The sequence below is a fragment of the Rhizobacter sp. OV335 genome (assembly GCF_900142965.1).
Taxonomy (GTDB): domain Bacteria; phylum Pseudomonadota; class Gammaproteobacteria; order Burkholderiales; family Burkholderiaceae_C; genus Rhizobacter.
The window spans coordinates 48,646-70,671 of the sequence record NZ_FRCQ01000010.1; the positions used below are offsets into that span (position 1 = coordinate 48,646).

General features: G+C 67.2%; 18 protein-coding genes and 3 tRNA genes. 18 read left to right on the top strand and 3 right to left on the bottom strand.

Annotated features, from left to right (window positions below; genetic code table 11):
- The first annotated feature begins 59 nt into the window (after positions 1 to 59).
- The 17 genes from asd (at position 60) to BUE42_RS12590 (ending at position 18,112) form a co-directional block, all read left to right on the top strand.
- Complete coding sequence (gene asd, locus BUE42_RS12510) at positions 60 to 1,190, top strand: aspartate-semialdehyde dehydrogenase (protein ID WP_073465438.1); 1,131 nt, start codon at positions 60 to 62, stop codon at positions 1,188 to 1,190.
- A 265-nt stretch (positions 1,191 to 1,455) separates the two neighbouring features.
- The gene (locus BUE42_RS12515; RefSeq protein WP_235002299.1) at positions 1,456 to 4,131 is read left to right on the top strand and encodes a motility hub landmark protein FimV; all 2,676 of its coding nucleotides are present in this window, start codon (positions 1,456 to 1,458) and stop codon (positions 4,129 to 4,131) included.
- Positions 4,128 to 4,943 carry a tRNA pseudouridine(38-40) synthase TruA gene (truA, locus tag BUE42_RS12520; protein ID WP_073465440.1) on the top strand — a complete coding sequence of 272 codons (816 nt, stop codon included), beginning with the start codon at positions 4,128 to 4,130 and terminating at the stop codon, positions 4,941 to 4,943. The genes BUE42_RS12515 and truA overlap by 4 nt, the downstream gene beginning before the upstream one ends.
- A 4-nt stretch (positions 4,944 to 4,947) precedes the next feature.
- The gene (locus tag BUE42_RS12525) at positions 4,948 to 5,607 is read left to right on the top strand and encodes a phosphoribosylanthranilate isomerase (protein ID WP_073465441.1); all 660 of its coding nucleotides are present in this window, start codon (positions 4,948 to 4,950) and stop codon (positions 5,605 to 5,607) included.
- Positions 5,608 to 5,620: 13 nt separating this feature from the next.
- A complete protein-coding gene (gene trpB, locus BUE42_RS12530; protein WP_073465442.1) occupies positions 5,621 to 6,865 on the top strand; it encodes a tryptophan synthase subunit beta in 1,245 nt (414 codons plus the stop codon).
- Positions 6,862 to 7,701, top strand: a complete 840-nt coding sequence (gene trpA, locus BUE42_RS12535) for a tryptophan synthase subunit alpha (RefSeq protein WP_073465443.1) — start codon at positions 6,862 to 6,864, stop codon at positions 7,699 to 7,701. The genes trpB and trpA overlap by 4 nt, the downstream gene beginning before the upstream one ends.
- Positions 7,698 to 8,570 (top strand): acetyl-CoA carboxylase, carboxyltransferase subunit beta, encoded by an 873-nt coding sequence (gene accD, locus BUE42_RS12540; RefSeq protein WP_073465444.1) that lies wholly within the window; start codon positions 7,698 to 7,700, stop codon positions 8,568 to 8,570. Before trpA ends, accD begins: the two co-directional genes overlap by 4 nt.
- Positions 8,571 to 8,630: 60 nt before the next feature.
- On the top strand, positions 8,631 to 9,932 hold the full coding sequence (gene folC, locus BUE42_RS12545; protein ID WP_073465445.1) for a bifunctional tetrahydrofolate synthase/dihydrofolate synthase: 1,302 nt from the start codon (positions 8,631 to 8,633) through the stop codon (positions 9,930 to 9,932).
- A 31-nt stretch (positions 9,933 to 9,963) separates the two neighbouring features.
- Positions 9,964 to 10,800 carry an SPOR domain-containing protein gene (locus BUE42_RS12550; protein WP_143171464.1) on the top strand — a complete coding sequence of 279 codons (837 nt, stop codon included), beginning with the start codon at positions 9,964 to 9,966 and terminating at the stop codon, positions 10,798 to 10,800.
- A complete protein-coding gene (locus BUE42_RS12555; protein WP_235002301.1) occupies positions 10,797 to 11,297 on the top strand; it encodes a CvpA family protein in 501 nt (166 codons plus the stop codon). The genes BUE42_RS12550 and BUE42_RS12555 overlap by 4 nt, the downstream gene beginning before the upstream one ends.
- Before the next feature lie 32 nt (positions 11,298 to 11,329).
- On the top strand, positions 11,330 to 12,859 hold the full coding sequence (gene purF, locus BUE42_RS12560) for an amidophosphoribosyltransferase (RefSeq protein WP_073465446.1): 1,530 nt from the start codon (positions 11,330 to 11,332) through the stop codon (positions 12,857 to 12,859).
- Positions 12,859 to 14,106: an O-succinylhomoserine sulfhydrylase gene (locus BUE42_RS12565; RefSeq protein ID WP_073465447.1), complete on the top strand. Its 1,248-nt coding sequence runs from the start codon at positions 12,859 to 12,861 to the stop codon at positions 14,104 to 14,106. The genes purF and BUE42_RS12565 overlap by 1 nt, the downstream gene beginning before the upstream one ends.
- Positions 14,107 to 14,116: 10 nt before the next feature.
- Positions 14,117 to 15,511 (top strand): glutamate--tRNA ligase, encoded by a 1,395-nt coding sequence (gene gltX / locus BUE42_RS12570; protein ID WP_073465448.1) that lies wholly within the window; start codon positions 14,117 to 14,119, stop codon positions 15,509 to 15,511.
- Positions 15,512 to 15,598: 87 nt separating this feature from the next.
- Positions 15,599 to 15,674, top strand: a tRNA-Ala gene (locus BUE42_RS12575).
- Positions 15,675 to 15,736: 62 nt separating this feature from the next.
- Positions 15,737 to 15,812 (top strand) — tRNA-Glu (locus BUE42_RS12580).
- A gap of 81 nt (positions 15,813 to 15,893) precedes the next feature.
- Positions 15,894 to 15,970 (top strand) — tRNA-Asp (locus BUE42_RS12585).
- 429 nt (positions 15,971 to 16,399) lie between these two features.
- On the top strand, positions 16,400 to 18,112 hold the full coding sequence (locus BUE42_RS12590) for a M20/M25/M40 family metallo-hydrolase (RefSeq protein ID WP_083614096.1): 1,713 nt from the start codon (positions 16,400 to 16,402) through the stop codon (positions 18,110 to 18,112).
- 249 nt (positions 18,113 to 18,361) lie between these two features.
- Here the strand turns inward: BUE42_RS12590 and BUE42_RS12595 are convergent, their stop codons facing one another.
- Positions 18,362 to 18,685: a hypothetical protein gene (locus BUE42_RS12595; RefSeq protein ID WP_143171466.1), complete on the bottom strand. Its 324-nt coding sequence runs from the start codon at positions 18,683 to 18,685 to the stop codon at positions 18,362 to 18,364.
- A 653-nt stretch (positions 18,686 to 19,338) separates the two neighbouring features.
- On the opposite strand from BUE42_RS12595, the gene BUE42_RS12600 reads away from it, so the two are divergent.
- Positions 19,339 to 20,250, top strand: coding sequence for a hypothetical protein (locus tag BUE42_RS12600; RefSeq protein ID WP_073465450.1), 912 nt, complete (start codon positions 19,339 to 19,341; stop codon positions 20,248 to 20,250).
- A gap of 321 nt (positions 20,251 to 20,571) precedes the next feature.
- On the opposite strand, the gene BUE42_RS12605 is transcribed toward BUE42_RS12600, so the two are convergent.
- Positions 20,572 to 21,321 (bottom strand): SDR family NAD(P)-dependent oxidoreductase, encoded by a 750-nt coding sequence (locus BUE42_RS12605; RefSeq protein WP_073465451.1) that lies wholly within the window; start codon positions 21,319 to 21,321, stop codon positions 20,572 to 20,574.
- 81 nt (positions 21,322 to 21,402) lie between these two features.
- Entirely contained in the window at positions 21,403 to 21,987 is a 585-nt protein-coding gene (locus tag BUE42_RS12610; protein WP_073465452.1) for a TetR/AcrR family transcriptional regulator, read from the bottom strand.
- Positions 21,988 to 22,026: the final 39 nt, after the last annotated feature.

Consider the following 22,026-nt stretch of genomic DNA (forward strand, 5'->3'; position numbering starts at 1 on the left):
TCGAATCAAACCCTTCACGACACGACGTCGACGACACGAATTCAAAGACAGGAATCAAGATGGCTACGAGATTGGTCGGCCTGGTGGGCTGGCGCGGCATGGTGGGGTCGGTGCTGATCGACCGCATGGCGCAAGAGAACGACTTCGAACTGATCGAGCCGGTGTTCTTCAGCACCAGCAACGCCGGTGGCAAGGCGCCTGCCTACGCGAAGAACGAGACCACGCTGCAGGACGCGAACGACATCGAGGCGCTGAAGCGCTGCGAGATCGTCATCACCTGCCAGGGCGGCGACTACACCAACGAGGTCTACCCGAAGCTGCGCAATGCCGGCTGGAACGGCCACTGGATCGATGCGGCCTCGTCGCTGCGCATGAAGGACAACGCCGTCATCGTGCTCGACCCGGTCAACATGCCGGTCATCAAGAACGCGCTGGCCGCGGGGCAGCGCGACTGGATCGGCGGCAACTGCACCGTCAGCTGCATGCTGATGGGCGTGGGCGCGCTCTACAAGGCGGGCCTCGTCGAGTGGATGAGCACGCAGACCTACCAGGCCGCCTCGGGCGGCGGCGCGCAGCACATGCGCGAGCTGCTGACGCAGTTCGGCACGCTGAACGCCGAGGTGCGCTCGCTGCTCGACGACCCGAAGAGCGCGATCCTCGAGATCGACCGCAAGGTCGCCGCGAAGCAGCGCTCACTCTCCGACGCCGAGACCGCCAACTTCGGAGCACCACTGGCCGGCAGCCTGATTCCCTGGATCGACAAGGACCTGGGCAACGGCATGAGCAAGGAAGAGTGGAAGGGCGAGGCCGAGACCAACAAGATCCTCGGCCAGGGCGCGGGCTTCGGCACGCCGGCCGTGCCGGTCGACGGCTTCTGCGTGCGCATCGGCGCGATGCGCTGCCACAGCCAGGCGCTGACGTTCAAGCTCAAGAAAGACGTGCCTTTGGCCGACATCGAAGCGTTGATCGCCAACGACAACGCCTGGGTCAAGGTCGTGCCGAACACGCGCGAGGCGACGCTTGCGGACCTGACGCCGGTGTCCGTGACCGGCACGATGACGATTCCGGTCGGGCGTTTGCGCAAGATGGCGATGGGGCCGGAGTACCTCGGCGCCTTCACCATCGGCGATCAGCTGTTGTGGGGTGCGGCCGAACCGCTGCGCCGCATGCTGAGAATTCTGCTGGCGTGACAGGAAGTTACCAATGAAGACGGGGTGTCCAGTTGCGTTGCCACGCTGCAACAGGACACTCCCGAGAAGCGCCGAATCCCCGCCCCGGCGGGAATGTCAGCCATTGCATGAGCTTGTCTTCGTATCTAGTTGATGTTATTGTGTTTTCTACTGCGCCTGGGGTGCGTGCTTAAAAAACGGCCGTCCGAATGCGGTTGTCCATAAGAACTATGCCAATCGACGGGAGCCCTTGCACACTGCCCGCCACCTCCACTTGGGAGACGCCTTGAAAAGAAATTCGCTGTTCGCTCGCCGCTTTGCACTGACCGGCGTGGCCATCGCTGCCATGTGCCTGTCTGCCACCAACGCCTGGGCGCTCGGCCTCGGCCGCTTGGCGGTCCAGTCGGCGCTTGGTGAAACCCTGCGCGCGGAAATCGACGTCACGAGCCTGACGCCCGAAGAAGCGTCGAACCTGAACGTGCGCATCGCGCCGCCGGAGTCGTACCGCGCCGCCGGCGTCGACTACAACCAGGTGCTGCCGGCCACGCAGGTCGTGCTGCAACGCCGCCCCGACGGCCGCTCCTTCCTGAAGGTCACGAGCGATCGCGCGGTGCAGGAGCCCTTCGTCGACGTGATCCTCGAGATCACCTGGTCGACCGGCCGCCTGGTGCGCGAATACACGATGCTGTTCGACCCGCCGTCGACACGCACGCTGGCCGCCGCGCCGCCGGCCACGTCGCCGGCACTGTCGTCGTCCACCGAAACTGCTGCGGCCGCCGCGCCCGCGTCGGCGCCGCGTGCGACCCGCCCGGCACCGGTGCCGCGCCCCGCCGTCACTGGCGATGCGCCGCCGGCACCTGCCCGCAACACGCCGCGCGTCGCCGCTGCACCGTCCGCCGACACCGGCGTCGAGGCTGGCTCGGGTGCCGACGAGTACAAGGTCAAGCCAGGCGACACGCTGTCGCGCATCGCCGGCAACACCAAGCGTCCGGGCGTCTCGCTCGACCAGATGCTGGCGTCGCTGTACCAGGGCAATCCGGACGCCTTCCTGAACAACAACATGAACCGGCTGAAGGCCGGTGCCGTGCTGGCCGTGCCGTCCGCCGAGACCGCGAAGGCCATCACGCCGACCGAAGCGCGCCAGCTGATCCAGGCCCAGAGCGCCGACTTCGGTGCCTATCGCCAGCGTCTGGCCAGCGGCGTGGCACCGTCGAAGGTCGAAGGCGCATCGCGCCAGACCAGCGGCACCGTGCAGGCCGAGGTCGACGACCGCAAGAAGGCGGCCGCCCCGACGCCGGACAAGCTGACGCTGAGCAAGGGCACCGCGTCGACGCCGGAAGCGAAGGTTGCGAAGGAACGCGAGGCGAAGGCAAACTCGTCGCGTGTCGCCGAACTGTCGAAGAACGTCGAAGAGCTGAAGAAGCTCGGCCAGGCTTCGGCCGGTGCCAAGGCGGGCTCGCCGGCGCAAGCCCCGGCCCCGGCCGCGGTGAACGTGCCGGTCAAGCCGCCCGTCGTCACGCCGCCGCCCCCGCCGGCTCCGGTGCCCCCGCCGCCGCCTCCTCCCCCGCCGCCGCCCCCGCCGGCTCCCGCACCGGCGCCTGTCGCTCCGGCACCGGTTCCGGCACCCGCCCCGGTGATCGAGACCCCGGCCTCGGCGCCTGCCGAAGCCGTGCCGCCGATCGCTGCCGCTTCGGCACCCGAGACGGTGGCCAGCGCGCCGGCCGTGGTCGTCCCGCCGCCGCCGAAGCCCGCTCCGGCGCCTGCGCCGGCGCCCGAACCCAGCTTCCTGTCGTCGCTGTTCGATGACAACCTGCCGGCGCTGCTCGGCGGCATCGCCGTGCTGCTGCTCGGCGGTTTCGCGGCGTGGCGCTTCAGCAAGCGCGCCAAGCGCGACAGCGGCGAAACCTCGTTCCTCGAAAGCCGTCTTCAACCGGACTCTTTCTTCGGGGCGAGCGGCGGCCAGCGCATCGACACGCGTGACGCCGGCGGTGCATCGTCGTCGATGAGCTATTCGCTGAGCCAGCTCGACGCCATCGGTGACGTCGACCCGGTCGCCGAGGCCGATGTCTACCTGGCCTACGGCCGCGACCTGCAGGCCGAAGAGATCCTGAAGGAAGCCATGCGCGCGAGCCCCGAGCGCCTGGCGATCCGCACCAAGCTGCTCGAGGTCTATGCGAAGCGCCGCGACACCAAGGGCTTCGAACTGCTCGCGACCCAGCTGTTCGGCCTGACCGGCGGCCAGGGCGAAGACTGGGCCAAGGCGCAAGAGATCGGCCAGCAGATCGATCCGGAAAATCCGATGTACCGCCCGGGCGGTGGACCGTCGACCGGCCATGGCGAGCCGCGTCCGTCGGCCGAGGTGCTGGGCGCGAGCACGATGCCGCAATCGGTGCTGCCGTCGCCGTCCGAGTTCGGCGCCAGCGGCTCGCACGGCAGTGGTTTCGACACCACCGGCGGCGGCATGGACCTCGACCTCGACCTGGCCCTGCCGAGCGGCTCGGCCGTGTCGGCGCCGCACCTGCCGGAAGAAACCCAGCCGCTGCCCACCGGCGAGGTCGGCCACTCGCTGGACGACATGAGCTTCGACCTGCCGCTGGATCCGCCGCCTCCGCCGCCACGCGCCGCGCCGGCCCCGGCGCGCAGTGCACCGGCCAGCGCGCCGATGGATTTCGACCTGTCCAGCATCTCGCTGGACCTTGGCGATTCAACGATCCCCGCACCGGCCGCCCCGCGCGCCGCCGCTGCCGCACCGGCTTCGTCGAGGAACGAATTCGGTGACATCGACCTCGGCGACGCGCCGGACGATGGCTCCGACCCGATCGCGCGCAAGCTCGAACTGGCCGAAGAATTCCGCCAGATCGGCGACATGGAAGGCGCCCGCGACCTGCTGCAGGAAGTGGTGGCCAAGGCGAGCGGTGCGACCAAGACGCGCGCTCAAGCCATGCTCAGCGACCTGGGGTGAACGAGCCGAAACTGGCCCTCGGTATCAGCTACCAGGGCCAGGCCTACCGAGGCTGGCAGAGCCAGCCGGGCGGGCAGACGATCCAGGACCATCTCGAACGGGCGTTGTCGCAATTCGCGGCCACGCCCGTTCGCACGATGTGCGCCGGCCGCACCGATGCCGGCGTGCATGCGCTGAACCAGGTGGTGCACCTGCACGCACCGGTGCCGCGCGAGACCGAATCGTGGATGCGCGGCACCAACCGCTTCCTGCCGCTCGACATCGCGGTGCAGTGGTGCCAGCCGGTGCCCGATGACTTCCACGCCCGCAACAGTGCGCACGGCCGCCGCTACGCCTACCTGCTGCTCGAATCGCGCGTGCGCGCGGCGATCGGCGCCGGTGCGGCCGGCTGGGTGTTCCGCCCGCTCGATGGCGATGCGATGCGCGAGGCCGCCGCAGTGCTGATCGGCGAGCATGATTTCAGCGCCTTCCGCGCCGCCGAATGCCAGTCGCCGACGCCGGTGAAGACGCTGCGCGAGATCCGCATCCGGCGCTTCGGCGCGTACTGGCGCTTCGATTTCGACGGCAATGCCTTCTTGCACCACATGGTGCGCAACATCATGGGCTGCCTGGTGGCGATCGGCGCGGGGCAGCGCGCGCCGGGCTGGATGGGCGAGGTGCTGGCGTCGCGCTCGCGCAGCGTGGCGGCGCCGACCTTTGCCCCCGACGGGCTGTACTTCGTCGGCCCGTACTACGATGCGCGCTTCGAGATTCCGTCCCACACGCCGCCGATGGACTGGCTCCCCGGCGGCGCTGGTCTGATCAGTCCCTGACCCGATGAGCGTTCGCACCCGAATCAAGATCTGCGGCCTGACGCGCGAGGCCGACGTCGACGCGGCCGTCGAGGCCGGCGCCGACGCGGTCGGCTTCGTGCTGTACGAGCGCAGCCCGCGGCACGTCAGCGTCGAGCGCGCGGCCGCATTGGCGCGCCGCCTGCCGCCCTTCGTCACGCCGGTCACGCTGTTCGTCAACGCGGCGCCGGCGCTGATCGCGAGTGCGGTCGGCGCGATCCCGAACCTGCTGCTGCAGTTCCACGGCGACGAGACGCCCGCCGACTGCGCCGCGCCGGGCCGCCCGTTCCTGCGCGCTGCCCGCATGGCAGGGGATTTCGATTTGCTAGACTTCGCGGCTCAGTTCCCGCTCGCCCAGGGGCTGTTGCTCGACGCCCATGTCGACGGGTATGGCGGAGGCGGAAAGGTCTTTGATTGGTCACTCATTCCTCGAAACGTGCGCTCTCCAGTCGTTTTGTCTGGTGGATTGCATGCCGGAAATGTGATCGAAGGAATTCTTCGGGTGCGGCCCTGGGCCGTTGACGTGAGTTCCGGCGTTGAAAGTGCCAAGGGCATCAAGGATGCCGAGGCGATCCGCCGTTTCTGCTCCGCGGTGCGCGAAGCCGATGCACTGGCATCCACCACCGCAGCCAGCACCCCGACCTGAAGCGAGTCAATCCATGTCGAATTATCAGCAACCCGATGCCAGCGGGCATTTCGGGCCCTATGGCGGCACCTTCGTCGCCGAGACCCTGATCCACGCGCTCGATGAACTGAAAGCGGCCTATGCCGAGGCGCAGCGCGACCCGGCCTTCCAGGCCGAGTACGAGTACGAACTGAAGCACTTCGTCGGCCGGCCGAGCCCGGTCTACCACGCGGCGCGCATGAGCCGCGAACTGGGCGGCGCGCAGATCTACCTGAAGCGCGAAGACCTCAACCACACCGGCGCGCACAAGATCAACAACACCATCGGCCAGGCGCTGCTCGCGCGCCGCATGGGCAAGCCGCGCGTGATCGCCGAGACCGGCGCCGGCCAGCACGGCGTGGCCACCGCCACCATCTGCGCGCGCTACGGCATGGAGTGCGTCGTCTACATGGGCAGCGAAGACGTGAAGCGCCAGTCGCCCAACGTCTACCGCATGAAGCTGCTCGGCGCGAGCGTGGTGCCGGTGGAGAGCGGCTCGAAGACGCTGAAAGACGCGCTGAACGAGGCGCTGCGCGACTGGGTCACCAACGTCGAGAACACCTTCTACATCATCGGCACGGTGGCCGGCCCGCACCCGTACCCGACGATGGTGCGCGATTTCCAGCGCGTGATCGGCGACGAGTGCCTGCTGCAGATGCCCGAGTTGGCCGGCCGCCAGCCCGATGCGGTGATCGCCAGCGTGGGCGGCGGCAGCAACGCGATGGGCATCTTCTATCCCTACATCGAGCATGCCGGCACGCGGCTGATCGGCGTCGAGGCGGCGGGGCAGGGACTTGATTCCGGCAAGCATGCCGCGAGCCTCAGCGCCGGTTCGCCCGGCGTGCTGCACGGCAACCGCACCTACCTGCTGCAGGACGAGAACGGCCAGATCATCGAGACGCACTCGATCTCCGCCGGCCTCGACTACCCGGGCGTCGGCCCTGAGCACGCGTACCTGAAGGACACCGGCCGCGCCGAATACGTCGGCATCACCGACGCCGAGGCGCTGAAGGCCTTCCACTACCTGTGCCGCACCGAGGGCATCATCCCGGCGCTGGAGTCGTCGCATGCCGTCGCGTACGCGATGAAGCTCGCGCCGACGATGCGGCCCGACCAGCACCTGCTCGTCAACCTGTCCGGCCGCGGCGACAAGGACATCGGCACGGTGGCCGACCTGTCGGGCGAGAAGGTCCATGCCCAGCCGTCCCAGGCGGGCCAGACGGTGAAGGGGCTGTCATGAGCCGCATCGCCACGCGTTTCGCCGCGCTGAAGAAAGAGGGCCGCAAGGCGCTGATCCCGTACATCACTGCCGGCGATCCGTACCCGGATGCGACGGTCGAGCTGCTGCTCGCGATGGCCGACGCAGGCGCCGACGTGATCGAACTCGGCGTGCCGTTCTCCGACCCGATGGCCGACGGCCCGGTGATCCAGAAGGCCGCCGAACGCGCCCTCGCGAAGAACATCGGCATGGTGCAGGTGCTCGACTACGTGCGGGGCTTCCGGGCCCGCAACACGACCACGCCGCTGGTGCTGATGGGCTATGCGAACCCGGTCGAGCGCTACGACCAGCGCCACGCCGCAGGCGCCGGTGAGAGCGCCTTCGTGCGCGATGCCGCCGAGGCCGGCGTCGACGGCGTGCTGATCGTCGACTACCCGCCCGAGGAGTGCGAAGCCTTCGCGGCCCGCTTGAAGGCGAAGCAGCTCGACCCGATCTTCCTGCTCGCACCGACCTCGACCGAACAGCGCATGAAAGAGGTCGGCCGAATCGCGACCGGCTACGTCTACTACGTCTCGCTGAAGGGCGTGACCGGTGCCGGCCACCTCGACACCGACGCGGTGGCCCGGATGGTGCCGCGGATCCAGGCCCATGTGCAGGTGCCAGTGGGTGTAGGCTTCGGAATCCGCGACGCCCAGACCGCCATCGCGGTCGCCAGGGTGTCGGATGCGGTGGTCATCGGATCCCGCATCGTGCAATTGCTTGAAACCCAGACGCGCGACAATGTCGTCCCCGCGGCCGCGGCGTTCATCGCCGAGATCCGCGCCGCCCTCGATACCTTGAAAGGAGCTCCCGCATGAGTTGGCTCGAGAAACTGCTTCCGCCGAAGATGCAGCAGACGGACCCGAGCGAGCGCCGCACGGTGCCCGAAGGCCTGTGGATCAAGTGCCCGTCGTGCGACACGGTGCTCTACAAGAGCGACCTCGAGCAGAACATCAACGTCTGCCCGAAGTGCGGCCACCACCACCGCATCCGCGCCCGCGCGCGGCTCGATGCCTTCCTCGATGGCGAAGGCCGCTACGAGATCGGGCAAGAGGTGCTGCCGGTCGACGCGCTGAAGTTCAAGGACAGCAAGCGCTACCCCGAGCGGCTCAAGGAATCGCTCGAAAGCACCGGCGAGACCGATGCGCTGGTCGTGATGGGCGGCGCGGTGCTCAGCATCCCGCTGGTGGTGGCCTGCTTCGAGTTCGACTTCATGGGCGGCTCGATGGGCTCGGTGGTCGGCGAGCGCTTCGTGCGTGGCGTCGAGGCGGCGGTCGAGCAGAAGGTGCCCTTCGTCAGCTTCGCGTCCACCGGTGGCGCGCGCATGCAGGAAGGCCTGCTGAGCCTGATGCAGATGGCCAAGACCAATGCCGCGCTGACGCTGCTGGCCAAGGCGAAGCTGCCGTACATCAGCGTGCTGACCGATCCGACGATGGGCGGTGTCTCGGCGAGCTTCGCGTTCGTCGGCGACATGGTGCTGGCCGAGCCGAAGGCGCTGATCGGCTTCGCCGGCCCGCGCGTGATCGAGAACACCGTGCGCGAGAAGCTGCCCGAAGGCTTCCAGCGCGCCGAGTTCCTGGTCAAGACCGGTGCGATCGACGGCATCATCGACCGGCGCGAACTGCGCACGACGATCGCCCGGTCGCTGGCGATGCTGCAGCGGCAAAGCGCCGACGCGGTGGCCTGAGGCGCGCCACCTCCCCACGGAAGGCGGCCTCGGCCGCCTTTCCTTCTTTCTGAAACCACCATGGCCACACCGACCACCCTCGCCGAATGGCTCGCTCACTGCGAGCAGCTGCACTCCAAGGACATCGACATGGGCCTCGAGCGCAGCCTGCTGATCAAGCAGCGGCTGGGCATCGATTTCCAGGTGCCGGTGATCACGGTGGCGGGCACCAACGGCAAGGGCTCGACCTGCGCGATGCTCGAGTCGATCGGGCTGCAGGCCGGCTACCGCGTCGGGCTCTACATCAAGCCGCATTTCGTGCACTTCGAGGAGCGTTGCCGCGTGAACGGCCGCAGCGTCGACGCGGCCGATCTGATCCCGCACTTCCAAGCCGTCGAGGAGGCCCGGGCCGGCATGCCGCTGACCTACTTCGAGTTCACGACGATGGCGATCCTGCGGCTGCTCGCGAGCGCGCCGCTCGACATGGTGATCCTCGAGGTCGGCCTCGGCGGCCGGCTCGACACCGTCAACGCGATCGACACCGATTGCGCGGTGATCACCAGCATCGACATCGACCACACCGCCTTCCTCGGCACCGACCGCGAGTCGATCGGCCGCGAGAAGGCCGGCATCATGCGCACCGGCAAGCCGGTGGTGGTCGGCGACCCGATGGTGCCGGCCAGCATCGTCGCGCGTGCCGCCGAGATCGGCGCCGACCTGCGGCTGCTCGGCCGCGATTTCAACTACGCCGGCGACAAGCAGCAATGGGGCTGGGGCGGGCGCGACAAGCGCTTCAACGGCCTCGCGTACCCCGCGCTGCGCGGCGCGAACCAGCTGCTGAATGCGTCGGCCGCGCTGGCCGCGTTCGAGACGCTGCGCGACCGCTTGCCGATCACCGCGCAGGCGGTGCGCAACGGCTTCGCGTCGGTCGAGCTGACCGGCCGCTTCCAGATCGTGCCGGGGCAGCCGACGCTGGTGCTCGACGTCGCGCACAACCCGCACGCGGTCGGCGCGCTGGCCGAGAACCTCGACCAGATGGGCTTCTTCCCGCGCACGCACGCGGTGTTCGGCGCGATGGCCGACAAGGACCTCGAAGCGATCATCCGCCGCATGGCACCGCTGGTCGACGCGTGGCATTTCACCGACCTGCCGATCGCGCGGGCAACCAGTGCGGCCGAGTTGCAGCAACTGCACGAACGCCTCGCGCTGAGAGGCCCCGGCCCGGTGACTACATTCCGTCACGCGAGCCCCGACGACGCACTGCGCGCGACGATGGCGACCGCAGACCCGGCTGATAGAATCGTGGTCTTCGGCTCGTTCTTCACCGTGGGCGGCGTGCTGAAGGACGGCATCCCCCGTCTCTCTGCCAAGCACCTGAGCTGATCGCTCGCTGCTCACCTGGAATCAGCTCTTCATGGGTCTGCTGTCCTTCCTGAAGCGCACGCCGGGCAACACGCCCAACAGCGCGTCCAAGGCCACCTCCAAGGCGAAGGCGCCCCCGGTCGCCGAATCCCCCGACACCGACACCGTCGCGCAGGCCCGCACCCGTGCGCGCCAGCGGCTCATCGGCGCGGCCGTGTTGGTGATCGCCGGCGTGATCGGCTTCCCGTTGTTGTTCGAGACGCAGCCGCGCCCGCTGCCGGTGGACACGCCGGTGGAGTTGCGGCGCGACACCGCGGCCGCGCCCACACCAGCGCCCGCCACGACCGGCGCGCGAGCCGCCGCGCCCAAGCCCGCGACGCTGCCGCCGAGCGTGATCGCCGAGAACGTCGCCGATGCGGGCCGCGAACCGGCTGCCTCGGCGCCTGCACCCGTGGCGCCGCCGCCGGCCACCGTGGCAACACCGCCGGCTGTGGCGCCCGTCACGCCGAAGCCGACGCCCGCGCCGGTCGCCGCACCGGTCGAGCGCAAGCCGGTCGAGAAGCCTGCCGACAAACCCTCTGACAAGCCGACCCCGAAGCCCACCGACAGCGCCCGCGCGCAGGCCTTGCTCGACGGCAAGCCGGCCTCGCCCGAGGCCGCCGGCCGCTTCGTCGTGCAGGTCGGCGCGTTCGCCGAGGTCAACGCCGCCCGCGATGCCCGCCACAAGGTCGAGAAGCTCGGCCTGAAGACCTACACGCAGGTCGTCGAGACCTCGGCGGGCAACCGCATCCGCGTGCGCGTCGGCCCGTTCGCGTCGCGAGACGAGGCCGACAGGGCTGCTGCGAAGATCAAGACCGCCGGCCTGCCGTCGGCCATCCTGACGCTGTGACGGCGCCGATGGGCTGGGTCGATGGACTTTTTCTCGGCATCCTGGGCATCTCGGTGCTGGTGGGCCTCGTGCGCGGCCTGGTGTTCGAGCTGCTGTCGCTGGTCGGCTGGTTCGCGGCCTGGTTCGCCGCGCAATGGCTGACGCCGATGGTCGCGCCGCACATTCCGGTCGGTCGCATCGGCTCCGGCATCAACCATGCGGCCGCGTTCGCGCTGACCTTCATCGCGGCGCTGATCGTCTGGGGCATCCTGGCCCGGTTGCTGCGCTTCCTGATCCACGTGACGCCGCTGAGCATCATCGACCGCCTGCTGGGCGGCTTCTTCGGCCTGCTGCGCGGCGTGGTCGTGCTGCTGGCCATCGGCATGGTGGTCGGCATGACGCCGATGGTGACTTCGCCGGCCTGGACCAGCTCGGTGGGCGCGCCGTGGCTCAATGCCACCCTGGCGGCCTTGAAGCCCGTGCTTCCGCCTCAACTCTCTTCCCACTTGCCCGCATGACGCGGCCAGGTTGAACAAGCAAGGACTCTCCCATGTGCGGCATCGTTGGCGTGATCTCGAAAACGCCGGTCAACCAGCTGATCTACGACGCGCTGCTGCTGCTGCAGCACCGCGGCCAGGATGCCGCCGGCATCGTCACGATGCTGGGCACCAAGTGCTTCATGCACAAGGCGCGCGGCATGGTGCGCGACGTGTTCCGCACCCGCAACATGCGCGGCCTGCCGGGCACCGTGGGCCTGGGCCAGGTGCGCTACCCGACCGCCGGCAATGCCTACAACGAGGAAGAGGCGCAGCCCTTCTACGTGAACGCGCCGTTCGGCATCGTGCTGGTGCACAACGGCAACCTGACCAATGCGCACTCGCTGAAGCAGGAGCTGTTCGATATCGACCGCCGCCACATCAACACCGAGAGCGACACCGAGGTGCTGATCAACATCCTGGCGCACGAGCTCGAGATGGCCGCGCGCGACCTGCCGCTGACCACCGAAGAGATCTTCAAGGCGGTCGGCGCGGTGCACAAGCGCATCAAGGGCTCGTACGCGGTGGTCGCGCTGATCGCCGGCTACGGGCTGCTGGCCTTTCGCGACCCATACGGCATCCGCCCGCTGTGCTTCGGCGAGGTGATGACGCCGAACGGCCCCGAGGTGATGGTGGCCAGCGAATCGGTCGCGCTCGAAGGCACCGGCCACAAGCTGGTCCGCGACGTGGCGCCGGGCGAGGCCGTCTTCATCGACCTGGACGGCAAGATCCACACCCAGCAGTGCGCCGAGAACCCGACGCTGAACCCGTGCATGTTCGAGTTCGTGTACCTGGCGCGGCCCGATTCGGTGATGGACGGCGTGTCGGTCTACCAGGCGCGCCTGAACATGGGCGAGACGCTCGCGCAGCGCCTGATCTCGACGATGCCGCCGAACGAGATCGACGTGGTGATCCCGATCCCCGAATCGAGCCGCCCGTCGGCGATGCAGCTCGCGCAGAAGATCGGCAAGCCCTACCGCGAGGGCTTCGTGAAGAACCGCTACGTGGGCCGCACCTTCATCATGCCGGGGCAGGGCGTGCGCAAGAAGTCGGTGCGCCAGAAGCTCAATGCGATCGCGGTCGAGTTCAAGGGCCGCAACGTGCTGCTGGTCGATGATTCCATCGTGCGCGGCACCACCTCGAAAGAGATCGTGCAGATGGCGCGCGACGCCGGTGCGCGCAAGGTCTACATGGCCTCGGCCGCGCCGCCGGTGCGCTTTCCGAATGTCTACGGCATCGACATGCCGACCAGCGAGGAGCTGATTGCGCACAACCGCAGCATCGAGGAGATCCGCCAGTTCATCGGCGCCGACGCGCTGATCTACCAGGACGTGGCCGCGATGAAGAAGGTGGTCGGCGCGCTGAACCCGTCGCTGAACGGCTTCGAGGCCTCGTGCTTCGACGGCTACTACGTGACGGGCGACGTGACGGCCGCCGATTTCGACGCGATCGCGGCGCAGCGCAAGTCGCAGGGCGGCGAAGAGGAAGAGGGCGCCGACCGCTCGCGCCTCGCACTGCAGAGCGCGACGACGGAGCGCGGCTGATGGCGGACGCGCCGGCGAAGCGAGGCATTCCGCGCGTCGAGCTGCCGGCCGACGTGCGGCGTGACACGCTGGCCGTGCGCGAGGGCCTGCCGCCGAGCGCCTGGGGCGAGAACTCGGAGGCGCTGTTCCTGACCAGCAGCTTCGTGCAGCCCGATGCGGCGAGTGCCGCCGCGCGCTTCGCCAACGAAGAAGAAGCCTTCATCTACTCGCGCTTCAGCAACCCGACGGTGACGATGTTCGAGCGGCGCCTGGCCGCGCTCGAAGGCGCGCAGGCCTGCATCGGCACCGCCAGCGGCATGAGCGCGATCCTGCTGCTGGGCATGGCGCTGCTGAAGGCCGGTGACCACGTGATCTGCTCGCGCAGCGTGTTCGGCTCGACCATCATGCTGTTCGGCCGCGAGTTCGCGAAGTTCGGCGTCGAGACGACGTTCGTCTCGCAGACCGATCCCGACGACTGGCGGCGCGCGCTCAAGCCGAACACGAAGCTGCTGTTTGCCGAGTCGCCGACCAACCCGTTGACCGAGGTGTGCGACATCCGCGCGCTGGCGCAGGTCGCGCACGAAGCGGGCGCATTGCTCGCGGTCGACAACTGCTTCTGCTCGCCGGCGCTGCAGCGGCCGATCGAGTATGGCGCCGACCTGGTCGTGCACTCCGGCACCAAGTACCTCGATGGCCAGGGCCGCGTGATCGCCGGCGCCGTGTGCGGCCCCGAACAACTGATCAACGACAAGTTCGTGCCGGTGATGCGCAGCGCGGGGATGTCGCTGTCGCCGTTCAACGCCTGGGTGGTGCTGAAGGGGCTCGAGACGCTGTCGATCCGGATGCAGGCGCAAGGGGACCGTGCGCTGCAGCTGGCCGGCTGGCTCGAGCAGCAGCCGCAAGTGGCGCGCGTCTTCTACCCAGGCCTGCGTTCGCACCCGCAGCACGAACTGGCGATGGCGCAGCAATCGGGCTCGGGCGGCGCGGTCGTGTCGTTCACCGTGAAGAGCACCGACGCCACCGGCGCGCGCAAGAATGCCTTCCATGTGATCGACCAGACGCAGGTGTGCTCGATCACCGCCAACCTCGGCGACACCAAGAGCACGATCACGCACCCGGCCAGCACCTCGCACGGCCGGCTCACCGAAGACCAGCGCCAGGCCGCCGGCATCACGCAGGGCCTGATCCGCGTGGCGGTGGGCCTGGATGACGTGCAGGACCTGAAGGCCGACCTGCTGCGTGGGTTGGCCGGCCTCGATTCCCTTTGATCCCCACATCATGACCCGACCGATCCGCACCCGCATCGCCCCGTCGCCCACCGGCTTCCTGCACCTGGGCACGGCCCGCACCGCGCTGTATTCGTGGGCCTTCGCGCGCCACTTCGGCGGCGAGTTCGTGCTGCGCATCGAAGACACCGACGTCGCCCGCTCGACGCAGGATTCGGTCGACCAGATCCTCGCGTCGATGCGCTGGCTCGGGCTCGACTACAACGAAGGTCCGATCTACCAGATGCAGCGGCTCGAGCGCTACCGCGCGGTGGTCGACCAGATGCTCGCCGAAGGCAGCGCCTACCGCTGCTACACGACGCCCGAAGAACTCGACGTGATGCGCGAGGAACAGCGCACGCGTGGCGAGAAAACCCACTACGACGGCCGCTGGCGTCCGGCGCCCGGCAAGACACTGCCGGCACCGCCGGCCGGCGTGGAACCGGTGATCCGCTTCGCGAACCCGCACGACGGCATCGTCACCTGGGACGACCTGGTGAAGGGCCCGATCAGCATCGCGAACAAGGAGATCGACGACCTGATCATCATGCGCGCCGACGGCGTGCCGACGTACAACTTCGCGGTGGTCGTCGACGACTGGGACATGGCGATCAGCCACGTGTTCCGCGGCGACGAGCATGTGAACAACACGCCGTGGCAGATCAACATCTTCAACGCGCTGAAGGCGCCGCTGCCGCTGTTCGGCCACGTGCCGGTGATCCTCGGCGACGACGGGCAGAAGCTGTCGAAGCGGCGCGGCGCGGTCAGCGTGACGGCGTACGAAGAGAACGGCTTCCTGCCCGAGGCGATGCTGAACTACCTGGCGCGCCTGGGCTGGAGCCATGGCGACGAAGAGCTGTTCACGAGCGAGCAGCTGGTGTCGTGGTTCGACGGCAGCCACCTGTCGAAGAGCCCCGCGCAATGGGATGCGGCGAAGCTCGCGTGGGTCAATGCGCACTACCTGAAGACCATCGACGAGCGGCGGCTGGCCGCGCTGGTGGTGGAGCAGTTCGCGCGCCGCGGCATCAGCGTGTCGGAAGACGAGGTGGCCGCGCGCTGCGGATTGTTCAAGGACCGCTGCTCGACGACGGTGGAACTGGCGGACTGGCTGCAGATGTATTTCGCCGACGTGGCGCCGAGCGCCGAAGACCTCGCGGCGCACGTGACCGATGCGGTCAAGCCGGCGCTCGCGACGCTGCGCGACAAGCTGGCCGCACTCAGCGAGTGGACCAAGCCCGCGATCGCGGCCGCGATCAAGGAGACGCTTGCGGCCCACGGCCTGAAGATGCCGCAGCTCGCGCATGCGGTTCGCGTGTTGGTGTGCGGCCGTGCGCAGACGCCTTCGGTCGATGCGGTGCTCGAGCTCTTCGCGAGACAAAAAATTCTGGAGCGTCTCCAGAAGGCCTAAAAAATCTGCCTATAATCGTGGTCTTCGCTAGTGAGAACAGCGCAGCGTCTGAAGGTAGTTCGCAAGAGCGTCCGACAGGTCACCCAAGGGGGTATAGCTCAGCTGGGAGAGCGCTTGCATGGCATGCAAGAGGTCAGCGGTTCGATCCCGCTTACCTCCACCAAGACTTCGAGTCTGGGTGCGCTGTTCGAAGTGGTGAAGTGATTGCGAGATCGGAAGGTTTCAGTCCCCTTCGTCTAGAGGCCTAGGACACCACCCTTTCACGGTGATTACAGGGGTTCGAATCCCCTAGGGGACGCCAAGTTTGGCGGGGCTTGCACAGAGAATCGGCGGCTGAAAGGCTGCGAGTCGAAGTGGAAACCTGCTGCGGTTAGAAGAAACTGGAGTGGTAGTTCAGTTGGTTAGAATACCGGCCTGTCACGCCGGGGGTCGCGGGTTCGAGCCCCGTCCACTCCGCCAACAAAAAGCCCTTGCAGCTCAATGAGTTGCAAGGGCTTTTCCGCTTTCTGAGCTGCCTGTTTTTTGTGCGCTCATCCCCTCATCTTCCAAAGTTTGGAATGTCGAGGCCAGGACGGTGGCTCCGTCTGCCCAGGGTGATCACCGACGGCGTTCGCTTTCTCTCTTCAGGTTCAGCCACTTGGCTGTGCAGCTTGGGCGTGCCAGCAGCCCTGCCACCGAACCGTGCTATCGCTCGAGGAGGCGAAGCGGGCGCCACTTCGCGCTGACCCAGCCTTGGCAGCCACCGTCATGGCACACGGATTGCCCGCGATCCTTTGCCACGGCAACGAGAGGAGATCGCGATGGCGATGCATACCGCCCTGAGCCGTCGGAGTTTGATCGGCACGATACGTGAACACGGCGGAGGTTCTTATGCCTGTGCTTAGCTGCATGAAACGCGACCTTGTGCATCATGGTCGCTTGGCCGTCGCTGCCCTGGTGTTCTTCGCTGGCTGCGGCAGTTCGGATGGCGACGATACCCGCTCGTACTTGGAGCGGACGCTGGCGCAGCAATTCGTCTCCGAGACGAGCCACCTCGTCACGCTGCAGACGTACCGCACGGAAGACCCGCAAAGCGAGCAGTTGGTGGTCGACAACCTGACGCGCTCGCGCGACTACCTGATGGGGCTGGCCCAGGAGTTCAACCTGGGGCAGAGCACCCTGAAGCTCGAGCCGTTCGAGTGGCGCCGGGCGGGCCCGACCCAGACCCAATGGGTGTTCGGGTTCCGTCTCGGCAGCGGGCCGAAGAAGGTCGCGATCCTGGCGCACCTGGACACCGTGCCCCCCGGCAATGCGGATTGGCGGCCTTTCGAGCCGCGGGTCGAGGCGCGTGACTACCGCGGCGCGGCGCAGCCCTTCCTGGTGGGCCGAGGGGCGGCGGATGACAAGGGCCCAGCCGTCCTCGCGCTCATCGTGATGCGGGCACTGGCGAACCGTTACGACGGAACCAACGCACTCGACGGGCTGACGGTCGAACTGATCTTCGACACTTCCGAGGAGACCGACTTCTCGACCGCGTACTACTTCCAGGAGGTCGGCGTGCCCGATTTCGGCATTGTCTTCGATGCGGTCTGGACGGTCCGCGCGGAGAAGGGGATCGAGCGGCCGATCTTCACCGTCCCGCTCGGCGCGGCGCCGAGCAACGGCATCTTCATCGAGGCATTCAACAGCGCCCCCGGGGCCACCAATCAGATCCCGGACACGGTGACCGCGCGCATCAACGGCAACGATGAGGCCGCGCTCGACCGCCTGGCGGCCAACGTCGCCGATCTCTACCAGCAATACGGCTTCGACGATCCGCTGTATCGGCGCGCCCCGCTCGAGGTTTCGCGCGACGCAAAGGCGGTGGTCCTGACCACCAAGGTCATCGGCGCGCAACACGGGTCGGTGCCGGATGAGAACCGCGCGAACGGAGCGAGCCCGGTCGTCTCGCTCGCGAACTTCCTCGCCCACCTGGTGGACGACGCGACGCTCACGCCGAACGGCGTCGGGCGGATGCTGCAGTTCATGACCTGGGGTTGGGGCACGACGGTCTTCGGCGAGAAGCATCCCGACCTGCTCGAACGCCACGATCAGGTCTTCGAGCAAGGCAACGGGACGACCTACGCGCTGACACGCGTCACGACCAGCCCCCAGGACGTGGCCCTCAGAATCGACATCCGCTATGCCCTCGGCCATCACGGCGTGGCGTGGGACGGCAAGACCGAGGGGCAGTTGCCAGGCACCAGCGTCTTCCCCGATGCCTTCGAACAACTGGTCAACCGCTTTCAGCAGGACCGGCCGGGTCAGGCCGTCACGGTGGCGACCGTGAACGCCGCTTCACCCGACGTGCGCGACCCGCAGAGTCCGCGGTTCCAACGGATCAGCGGCGCCTATGAGCGGGCGGTGGGCGCGCCGATGCCGTTGGCGGCCATCGGCGGGGGCACCGATGCAAAAGGGCAGGTCAATCTCGTCGCGGCCGGCCCGCTCTTCACCCTGGCGTTCGGGCCACCGATCAATTACCACGGCTTGAACGAGGGCGCCCCGATCGAAGACCTGCAGCTCAGCGCACGCATCCTGTACCAGATCATGCTGGACGAGATTGCAAACAAGACCACGAGATAGCCGATGCCATCCAGGTCTGCCCTTTAGTCCTTCCACATCAGCCAGCCCGTCTATTGGATGCGCTGCAGCACAGGAACGCACAGCCGCCTGCTGGGCGAGGGCCGAAGCTGCGATACGAAGTGCACCTGCTCGGAAGTGCCACCATCGTCTCCGACCCAGGTTCGAGTCCCATCAACCGCCTTGGCGGTGTCGAGCCGCTGCCGCATCTGCTCATGCCCTCGGTGCCCGCCGAACGCACAGGCGATCAGCTTACGCGTAGATGTCGAGATATCCGCCCAGTCCGTTCAGCGCCGTGCCGCCGACCGCCTGGGGCGGGTTCTGATCTTCGTTGCTGGAGCGCGCCGATGTCGATACGGTTTGGTGATCCCGCTTGGCGATGCGCGCCTTCAGGGTATCCAGGCGTGAACTGATTTCAGCGATCTTCTCCTTGCCTTCGGGCGTCTTGGCCGAGGGACAGTGCACCCAGTCGGACAACTGCCCCTCGCATTTGGCCAGTTCAGCCTCGAGCCCCGACCCCGAAGCGGCCGGTGCGGAGGCGGCATTGACCGCAACAGAAGAGATCGAGTTGACCATGACGACTTACTTCGGTTCGGCCTGGGGCAACTTGAGTCCCTGGCCGGTAGAGCTGACCTTGGAAGTCTCACGCGCGCAGGCGCGACCGCCGGTCTACGCAAGTGCCCACGCCAAGAGCTCGGCAACAATCACATGTGCCCGCCGTGCCACTCGATCGACGACCAGACTTCCAAGCAGCTGGTCTAGGGCGTGGAGCGCTTGATGCCACCAAGGATGTTTGGAATTCGTTCACCCGCTACCGGGCTACGCTGCCGGCTAAAGCGCGATCTTTGGAACGGTCGAGCTTCTGTGAAGCCGCGCGAATGCTCACTCCATGCCTCGGCCTGTCACGCCGGGGGGCGCGGGTTCGAGCCCCGTCCACTCCGCCAACAAAAAGCCCTTGCAGCTCAATGAGTTGCAAGGGCTTTTCCGCTTTCTGGATCGGCTGTTTCTTGGAATTCAATCTGCACCTTCACTGGCCGGCTGCTGCTTGCATTGCAGGAGCACTCTCTGGCGTCCGATGCCTGAGACGCTGACTGCGTTGGGAAGTCGGTTGCTGCACGCGAACTTCACTGCTGCTTCTCATGTGCAAGTCAAAGTGATTGTTCCAGGGTCGGCTGGACGGCGTGACCCACGCCCGGGCCGAGCGATCATTCCTTCCGTGCCCATAACTCATGACTTCACTGCGGTTTGCTGTTGCTCTGATCGTTGGCATTGCCGTTGCGTACGCGGGAAGTGACGGGCCAGGCACCTTCGCCGTGGTCGAGAGCGTGGCGGATGCCGCGAACCCGAATGCCGTCGACTATCAACTGTCTCGTGTGGGCGGCGGCGAAGGCGAACGCGAGGTCCTGGTGCATTCACCTCGACCGATCGAGTTGCTGTCTTGTGATGAAGGCCGCATCCTCTACGCTGAGGAGACCGGGCGTTTGCTCGAAATGGACCAGCAGTCGAAGGTAGTGCGCGTGGTTGGAGAACTGCCTGAACCTCTCTCGGAGGAATCGAAAGGGCACTACGTGCGAGTTGCACGGAGCGGCTCTGTGTTGGTGGCTGCCAATACCGACGCAGGCGACCTACGGGTCGAGGGAACATTCCGGCTCTACGAAGTGACCCGTGAAGGGCGCGCCAAAGTCCTTCTTGCCGGGCACAAGCGCGTGTCGGCAATGCGGATGGTGGCGCATGACGAAGCGGAGCTGATCCTCCCCGACAGGGTCTTGCGCTTCAATCTCGACGCCGGAACGTACGAGACCACGGGCGTCATCCCGCGCGAACTCGTCGGCGATTTGGTCTACGTGCGCAATGGGCTGAGCGTGCATGGATCCGATGCAGGCAAAACAATCACCATTCGTCGCGACCTTCACGGACCGGTCGTAGTGGCTTATCGCGCACGGGGGCACTTCGCGGGGTTTGCGGACCTTGACGGGTCGCGCGAGTCCATGCTGGTCATCGACGTCGGAATTGAGGAAGGGGATGGTCGTTTGGTGTCGAAGGGGGACCGCTTGATGGAGGTCCAAGCCAGCACCGAGCGTTCGACCGAGGTCTACCGGAGCAACGGAAACATGTTCTCTGCGTGCTTCGAGCGTCGATGATGGGCGGGAAGCCACGACCCATGGCGTAGCGATCTCAGTTTTGAACGCGAACGTCTGCGCTTTCGACGGCTGCTCGATGTCGGATGCGTGCCCTAATCTTTGGAATTTGCCCTTCGGCCAACGGGCTGTTGGGAGGCTGCGTTGAGGTTCTTTGGAACGGAAACTCAGGCCCGGGGCCGCGCCAATGCTCACTCCACACATCGGCCTGTCACGCCGGGGGTCGCGGGTTCGAGCCCCGTCCACTCCGCCAACAAAAAGCCCTTGTGAGTCAATGACTTACAAGGGCTTTTCCGTTTTCTGAACCGATCGTCTCGCGGTGGTTCAGAGCTTGGTGCCGCCACTCGCGTCGACGACCTGCCCGGTGGTCCACGCGCCGTCGGGTCCGGCCAGGAAGGCCACCACGCCGGCGATGTAGGCCGGTTGGCCGACGCCTGGCAGGGCTTGCACCTGTGCCAGCACTTCCTTGCCGCCCGGCTCGTTGATCCACGGACTCATGCGGGTCTCGATGGCACCCGGCGCCACCACGTTGACGGTGATGCCCCTGGGGCCCAGCTCAGCGGCCAGCTGCAGCGTCAATGCGTCCACGAAGCCCTTGCTCGCCGAATAGGCGGTGATGCCCGGAAACGCGATGCGTGTGGCCGCGGTACCGATGTTGACGATGCGGCCGCCATCGGGCATCAGCGGCACCACGCCTTGCGTGACGAAGAACAAGCTGCGCATGTTCACGCTGACGAGCTTCTCGAACTCCTCGGCACTGGTCCCGGCGAGCCCGGCAAACAGCGCGACGCCGGCGTTGTTGACCAGGATGTCGATGCGAGGCAGCTGCAAGGCGGCCAGGCGCGCGACGAGTTGCTGGCCGCCATCCACCGCCGCCAGGTCGGCCTGCAGCAGATGGGCCTTGTGGCCGGCATCGCGCAACGAGGCGGCCAGGGCTTCGGCTTCGGCGCGGCCGCTGCCGAAATGCAGAACCACCTCGGCGCCGTCGGCCGCCAGCCGTCGTGCGATGGCGGCGCCGATGCCGCGCGAGGCGCCGGTGACCAGCGCGATCTTTCCTGCAAGGGACTTGTCCATGAATGACTCCTAATAGACCAATCGGTCAATAACGATGGAAAAAGAAGCCGCGTGCGCGGCCAGGGAGAAATATGGGAAGGCTCAAGCCATGTCGAGAACCCCCAGCGTCAGCGCCGCCAGGCGCTCCATCTGCGCCCGGCCTCGCCCGGCACGCGCAGCAACGCGCAAGCCGCTGACCAGCGCGATCAGCAACTCGGCCAACTCGGCCGACGGTGCCTGATTGGCAATCGAACCATCGCGCTGCCCGCGCTCCACCACCGAGCGCAGCAACTCGTGGGTGGCCTGCCAACGGGCGGTCAATGCCCAGGCCAACGGGGGCTCGTCAACGCCTTCGAGCAGGCCGCCGGTCACGATGCAGCTGCGCTGCGCCGGATCTGCACTGGCGCAGTTCCGGACCATGGCATCGAAGAAAAGCGCCAAGGCCTCTCGCCCTTCTGCGGCGGACTGCATCGCAGCGGTGACGCCCGCGCCGCGTTGCACGGCACAGTCGATGGCCTGCAAGTACATGGACTGCTTGTCGCCGAAGGTGTTGTAGAGACTCTGCTTGCCCAGGCCGGTGGCCTCCTGCAGCAGTGCCAAGCTGGTGCCTGCATAGCCGTGGGTGCTGAAGACGTCGGTCAGGCGGTCCAGCACTTCGGGTTCGGAGAAGGAGCGTTCACGTGGCATGCCGGCGACTCTACGCCTTTTTGCACCGTTCGGTCAAAT

Coding starts and splice junctions, on each gene's coding strand:
- BUE42_RS12590 (WP_083614096.1), top strand. CDS start 16,400: ATGAAACGCGACCTTGTGCATCATGGTCGCTTGGCCGTCGCTGCCCTG.
- trpA (WP_073465443.1), top strand. CDS start 6,862: ATGAGCCGCATCGCCACGCGTTTCGCCGCGCTGAAGAAAGAGGGCCGC.
- folC (WP_073465445.1), top strand. CDS start 8,631: ATGGCCACACCGACCACCCTCGCCGAATGGCTCGCTCACTGCGAGCAG.
- BUE42_RS12610 (WP_073465452.1), bottom strand. CDS start 21,987: ATGCCACGTGAACGCTCCTTCTCCGAACCCGAAGTGCTGGACCGCCTG.
- BUE42_RS12595 (WP_143171466.1), bottom strand. CDS start 18,685: ATGGTCAACTCGATCTCTTCTGTTGCGGTCAATGCCGCCTCCGCACCG.
- purF (WP_073465446.1), top strand. CDS start 11,330: ATGTGCGGCATCGTTGGCGTGATCTCGAAAACGCCGGTCAACCAGCTG.
- BUE42_RS12565 (WP_073465447.1), top strand. CDS start 12,859: ATGGCGGACGCGCCGGCGAAGCGAGGCATTCCGCGCGTCGAGCTGCCG.
- asd (WP_073465438.1), top strand. CDS start 60: ATGGCTACGAGATTGGTCGGCCTGGTGGGCTGGCGCGGCATGGTGGGG.
- gltX (WP_073465448.1), top strand. CDS start 14,117: ATGACCCGACCGATCCGCACCCGCATCGCCCCGTCGCCCACCGGCTTC.
- BUE42_RS12600 (WP_073465450.1), top strand. CDS start 19,339: ATGACTTCACTGCGGTTTGCTGTTGCTCTGATCGTTGGCATTGCCGTT.
- trpB (WP_073465442.1), top strand. CDS start 5,621: ATGTCGAATTATCAGCAACCCGATGCCAGCGGGCATTTCGGGCCCTAT.
- BUE42_RS12605 (WP_073465451.1), bottom strand. CDS start 21,321: ATGGACAAGTCCCTTGCAGGAAAGATCGCGCTGGTCACCGGCGCCTCG.
- BUE42_RS12550 (WP_143171464.1), top strand. CDS start 9,964: ATGGGTCTGCTGTCCTTCCTGAAGCGCACGCCGGGCAACACGCCCAAC.
- BUE42_RS12525 (WP_073465441.1), top strand. CDS start 4,948: ATGAGCGTTCGCACCCGAATCAAGATCTGCGGCCTGACGCGCGAGGCC.
- accD (WP_073465444.1), top strand. CDS start 7,698: ATGAGTTGGCTCGAGAAACTGCTTCCGCCGAAGATGCAGCAGACGGAC.